The 5,197-nt window shown below is 68.9% G+C and carries 4 protein-coding genes and 2 pseudogenes; 4 read left to right on the top strand and 2 right to left on the bottom strand.

The genetic code is table 11. From position 1 onward, the window contains the following. Positions 1–187: 187 nt before the first annotated feature. Positions 188–1,711: a DUF3883 domain-containing protein gene (locus EES42_RS33910; RefSeq protein WP_124722032.1), complete on the top strand. Its 1,524-nt coding sequence runs from the start codon at positions 188–190 to the stop codon at positions 1,709–1,711. A gap of 184 nt (positions 1,712–1,895) precedes the next feature. On the opposite strand, the gene EES42_RS33905 is transcribed toward EES42_RS33910, so the two are convergent. Then, positions 1,896–2,456 carry a hypothetical protein gene (locus EES42_RS33905; RefSeq protein ID WP_124722031.1) on the bottom strand — a complete coding sequence of 187 codons (561 nt, stop codon included), beginning with the start codon at positions 2,454–2,456 and terminating at the stop codon, positions 1,896–1,898. 78 nt (positions 2,457–2,534) lie between these two features. Here EES42_RS33905 and EES42_RS33900 point away from each other — a divergent pair, with 78 nt between their 5' ends. Next, positions 2,535–3,224, top strand: a complete 690-nt coding sequence (locus EES42_RS33900) for a response regulator transcription factor (RefSeq protein ID WP_206433729.1) — start codon at positions 2,535–2,537, stop codon at positions 3,222–3,224. Next, positions 3,221–3,976: pseudogene (locus EES42_RS33895) on the top strand (HAMP domain-containing protein); the annotation flags it as partial. The gene EES42_RS33900 and the pseudogene EES42_RS33895, both read left to right, overlap by 4 nt. 98 nt (positions 3,977–4,074) lie before the next feature. On the opposite strand, the pseudogene EES42_RS33890 reads toward EES42_RS33895, so the two are convergent. Beyond that, positions 4,075–4,924, bottom strand: a pseudogene (locus tag EES42_RS33890) (MHYT domain-containing protein). Positions 4,925–5,011: 87 nt separating this feature from the next. Here EES42_RS33890 and EES42_RS45740 point away from each other — a divergent pair. Continuing rightward, the coding region (locus EES42_RS45740; RefSeq protein WP_206433728.1) for a hypothetical protein at positions 5,012–5,197 on the top strand (186 nt) is incomplete at its 3' end.

The following is a 5,197-nucleotide window of genomic DNA, read 5'->3' as shown; positions in this document are numbered from 1 at the left end:
GGGCCAGCGCCGGGTCCTGAGGTCGTTCGGCCTGCTGTGAGCAGGTGGGGCGCGACGGCCGCCTCGGCACTTCGACAACCACATACCCGATCACATCGACGACAGCACCCTCGCACAGGCCCTGGACACGACCGAGGCGAAAGTCACCGAGATCAGACGCCACCTCACCGGCGATGTGCAGGACGCAGTGAGGCTGCTCCGTCTCCTGGCCTGCGTCACCACCGCCGATTGGGATGAGGAGGCGGAGCACCTCCTGGCCCGTGCCGCGAACGAGACCGAACTCCAGGCGATCATCGGCCGGTACGCACCCGACCTGCCCGTCCCGTCGGCCGACCTGATAGCTCTCGCCCGCTCCTCGACGACGCCCGCCGAACTCCGCGACGAACTGCACCTCGAATTTCAGGAGTTCAACGCGGTACTTGCCGCACTCGGGTACTCCACGTACTCCTACCCCGACGTCCACGAGCAGACTTTCGGTGACTTCCTGCGCGCCCACGCCGATGCCCTGCTTGACCGACTGCGCGTGCACTACGCGGCCGTCGCCGACGAGGGCGGCGACTTCTCCCGCTACACGGCGGCCCGCAGTCTCCACGACCTCCGGCCGGACCCGGACTGGCTGTCCCGGTTCATGACTCCGCCCCCGGAGGCGATGCGCGGCAGGGTACGGGAGTGGCTGCGCCAGCACGGCGCCGACGACGACCTGGAGCGGCCGGGGATCCTCCAGCCCGTCGACCGGCTCCGTGAACGCAACGCGTCCGCGGCCGACGCGCTCGTGGCGCGCCTGATTCCCCTTGTGGAAGCCTGGTGCCGCCGCCAGAACGTCGAGCCTCCGACCGGCTGGCGCGGTGCCGTATTCCTCGAGTCCAAGAGCTACGTCGAAAGGTCAGGGCTGGGAGACCTGGTGACACTGAGCGAGGACCAACTGCTCGACGCCGTGGAGCGCGCCGTGGGGTGGCCGGACGGCATGCCGAAGACCGCGGACCCCACTCGGCTGAGCCTGACCCCGAAAGATCTGGCGCACGCGACGAAACGACCCCAGAGCTCCGGCACCACGAACGGCACCGCGACCCGCACGATTACTATCGGGGACGATGAGGTCACGGTGGGACGCGATCAGCTCTCCGCCATCGCGGACATGGCGGCGCGGTCGGTCGGCGAATCCTTCCTCGTCCAGAGCGGCAGAGTGCGCCTCGAAGCCGTCGCGGGTGTACCCCGGCCACGCACAGGAACCAGTTCCCCCAAGCCGCGCATCGTTGTGGCGAAGATGAACCAGGCCAACGAGGACCAGCGATCGGCCATCGGCCTCGTCGGAGAAGTGGCGGCCCGCGCATGGCTCCAGCGCCGGTACCCGAACGTGCGCTGGACATCCGGATACGCCGCGGTCGTCAACGGCGACCGCGACGCGTCCGACGCCCTCGGGTACGACTTCGAGGTCGAATGGCGCGGCACCACCCGGCTCTACGAGGTGAAGGCGCTGAGTGAACCGACCGCCGAACGGGTGGAGTTCGAACTCGGCCCTTCCGAGGTGGACGCGGCACGCCGCCACGCACGCGACAGGCGCTACCGCATCCTGCTGATCACCTCCGCCCTCGCCCCCGAGGACCGCGGGGTCTTCGAGCTGCCGAATCCCTTCTCCGCACAGGGGCGTGACCGGTTCAAGATCGTGAGCCGAGGACTGCGCTACCAGTGCTCCCCCCTTGCGAGGGGGTAGGCCGTCTCTTGAGGGCAGACAGCCCCAAGTATTCGCGTGCCTTGAGGAGGTTCAGGGAGGCGGTCTCGTGCTGAGGTCTTCGTCGACCGGCTCCTACTGATGGGGTATCACGTTGCGTCGGAGACCGCCGAACCGATGCCCGGCCGGATGCGGGAGTCCGCTTGTTCGGCGGATCCCGGAACCGCTACTGCTCCTCGATCTCGACGAGCGGCGCGTGCTGGTACCAGCTGCAGAAGACCGAGATCTCACGGTCGTCACGGGTGAAGGTCACCCGGATCCACTGCTTGGTCTTCCATACCTGCATCTGCCAGCCGGACTCGGGAGTGGCCGAGACCAGCTCCGCCGAGGCCTGCCGGATGTCGAAGACGACCCGGCCGCCGTCGACGGTGTAGCCCTTCACGTTCACGCTTCCGCCGGAGGGCGTCCGCGTCGGGCTCGGTGGGCCGGCCGGCTCGGAGCTGTGCGGGGAGCCGGCCGGGGGCGTGCGGTCTCCGTCGTCCTTGCCGCCCTTGTCCTCGGCGGACGGGGACGCACTGGGCTTCGGGGACTTCTCGGGGCGGTAGGTGAAGGAGGGCTGCGATCCGGCCTCTTTGCCCTCGGCCCGTGCCGCGTCCGCGATCGGGAGGGCCCGGGGCGGGTCGTACGCGGTCCCCGCCATCACCGTGTGGACACCCCACCAGGACAGCGTGACCGCAGCCCCGGTGGAGAGCGCCCAAGCTATGCCGTGTATCAGTCCTCGTCGCATCGCGGACCATATTGCACCATGTGCGTCACCATCCCACCTGAGGGGTGAGCAATTCGTTGAATGGCGTACGGTTTTGCCATGGCTAGTGTGCTCGTCGTCGAGGACGACCGTTTCGTACGCTCAGCCCTCATCAGGCACCTGACCGATGCCTCCCATGTCGTGCGGAGTGTCGGAACGGCCCTGGAGGCGCTGCGCGAGGTCTCCCATTTCCGTTTCGACCTGGTGATCCTGGATCTGGGGCTGCCCGACCTGGACGGCTCCAAGGCGTTGAAGATGATCCGCGGCATCACCGACGTCCCCGTGATCATCGCCACCGCCCGGGACGACGAGACCGAGATCGTGCGGCTGCTCAACGACGGCGCCGACGACTACCTGACCAAGCCGTTCTCCGTCGAGCACCTCTCGGCGCGCATCGCCGCGGTCCTGCGTCGCTCCCGCGCGGGCGGCACCGGTGCCGTGCCGCCCCCGGTGCTCCGGGTCGGCGGGCTCGCCATCGATCCGCTCCGCCGGCAGGCCGCGCTGGACGGTGTCGCGCTCGATCTGACGCGGCGCGAGTTCGACCTGCTCGCGTTTCTCGCGGGACGGCCCGGTGTCGTCGTGACACGCAAGGAGCTGCTCGCCCAGGTGTGGCAGCAGCCCTACGGCGACGACCAGACCATCGACGTACATCTGTCGTGGCTGCGGCGGAAGCTGGGGGAGTCCGCCGCCGCGCCGCGCTACCTGCGTACGCTCCGGGGCGTGGGCGTGAAGCTGGAGTCCCCACTGTGAGATGGGCCCTGGTCAGGGTCTGTCTCGCGGTCACCGTGATGGTGGTGGTCGCCTTCGCCGTCCCGCTCGGCCTGGTCGTCAAGGAAATGGCATCGGACCGGGCGTTCTCCAACGCCGAGCGGCAGGCCGCAGCCATCGGACCCACCCTCTCCATCACCACCGACCGGGAGCAGCTGAGCCGGGCGATGCTCTCCACCGACGCCGGCCTGGCGGGGCGGATGGCGCTGCACATCCCGGCCGACGACGAGGCGTCCGAGCTGGAGATCGGCCGGGGCCGGGCCGTGCACGACGAGCTCGACGCCATCCGCGAACTCGGCCGTTCCGGCATCTTGAAGGTTCTCGGCGGCTCCGCGCTGCTGGCACCCATCGCGCTGGACTCGGGCACGATCTCGATCGTCGAGGTGTACGTACCCGATGCCGATGTCACCAACGGCGTGACCACCGCCTGGATCGTGCTCGCGGGCGTCGGCATCGCCCTGGTCGTCGGCTCGGTCGCGGTCGCGGACCGTCTCGGCGTACGGCTGACCCAGCCGGCGGAGCGGCTCGCGGGCGCCGCCCACGAGCTGGGCGAGGGCATGCTCGGCGTACGGGTTCCGGAGGACGGGCCGACGGAGCTCAGGCAGGCCGCGGCCGCCTTCAACTCCATGGCGGACCAGGTCGTGCAACTGCTCGCCAACGAGCGGGAGCTGGCCGCCGATCTCTCGCACCGGCTGCGCACTCCGCTGACGGTGCTGCGGCTCAACGCCGCCTCCGATACAGCTCGACGGCAGGCGCCCCGAACCGGGACGCCGCCGTCATCGGGGCAGGGTGCGGAGCAGAGCACGCGTGTGACGCGTCCTCTGCCCGGCCGTCACCGGTGGCCGGCGTGCGGAGCGTTCTCGTCCGCCGCCCCGGCCCACCCGTCCGCACTGCCGTACGGCGCGGCGGCGGGAGTCTGCCGCGGCGCGTAACGACCCGGTGCGGGGGACTGCGGCGCGGTATGCCTGGGCTCGTCGTCGCCCAGGATCAGCAGCGGGTCGAACATCACGACGACCGCGGCGAGCACCAGGAAGATCAGCGGACCGACGAGCATCGGCAGCACGCTCACGGTGGACGAACCCCCGCCCGTGTGCCCGAGGGCATGGTCCACCTCTGCGCTGACGGCCGCCATGCCCGTGTAGTGCATGCCGGTCACGGCGACACCCATGACCACACTGGCACCCAGGCTGGCGAGGAAGCCGCGGATGGACACGGCCGCCCACAGTGCGGCCGTTGCCGCCACGACGGCGATGAACACGGACAGCGCCACGACGGCGGGGTCGTAGCTCAGGTGCCCCTGCATCCGCATCGCCGCCATGCCGATGTAGTGCATGGCCGCCACCCCCAGCCCGGTGAGGGTGCCCGCGGTGAGCAGGACGGCCGGCGCGGTGCCCCGGTAGCCGACGACGAAGACACCGACCGCCACGGAGGGTGAGAGAGGTGTCGTACCGGATGGACGTCTCGCGCACCCGGAAACCGAGCATGGCGATGAAGTGCATGGTCCAGATCCCGCAGCCGATGGACGCCGCACCCAGCGCCAGCCATCCGGGCTTCCGCGGGCGGTCGGAGCGTAGCGACCTGACCGTGCAGCGCAGACCCAGAGCTGCTCCCAGGCACGCCATTACGTAACCGGCCACAGGGGTGACCAGGCCATAGCTGAAGCCGTCAATCGTGCCTTGCATGTATAGAACCCTCGAACGTGACTCAGGTGATAAGTGCGCGTATATGCCCTTGAGGCGCGCGGGCAACTGTAACCCGATGATTTTGAATTGAATGCCCATCAGATTTTTCAAACTGTCGCAAAGTGGACTATTTGGAATGATGGGTCCTCTTCCGGGGGCTCAATGCGTATCGCGGAATTGTCCGACGGATCATCAGTAATCCATGCGTGCACGGGAGATGGGGCGGCCGTGATTTCGCCGCTCGCCGGAAGTAATCGCAACCTGATCATTATC

Source organism: Streptomyces sp. ADI95-17 (assembly GCF_003846175.1).
Classification (GTDB): Bacteria; Actinomycetota; Actinomycetes; order Streptomycetales; family Streptomycetaceae; genus Streptomyces; species Streptomyces sanglieri.
This window is presented reverse-complemented; position numbering and strand designations above follow the sequence as displayed.

Excerpts from the sequence above, each read along its gene's own strand:
- EES42_RS33905 (WP_124722031.1), bottom strand. The coding sequence starts at position 2,456 with ATGCGACGAGGACTGATACACGGCATAGCTTGGGCGCTCTCCACCGGG.
- EES42_RS33900 (WP_206433729.1), top strand. The coding sequence starts at position 2,535 with ATGGCTAGTGTGCTCGTCGTCGAGGACGACCGTTTCGTACGCTCAGCC.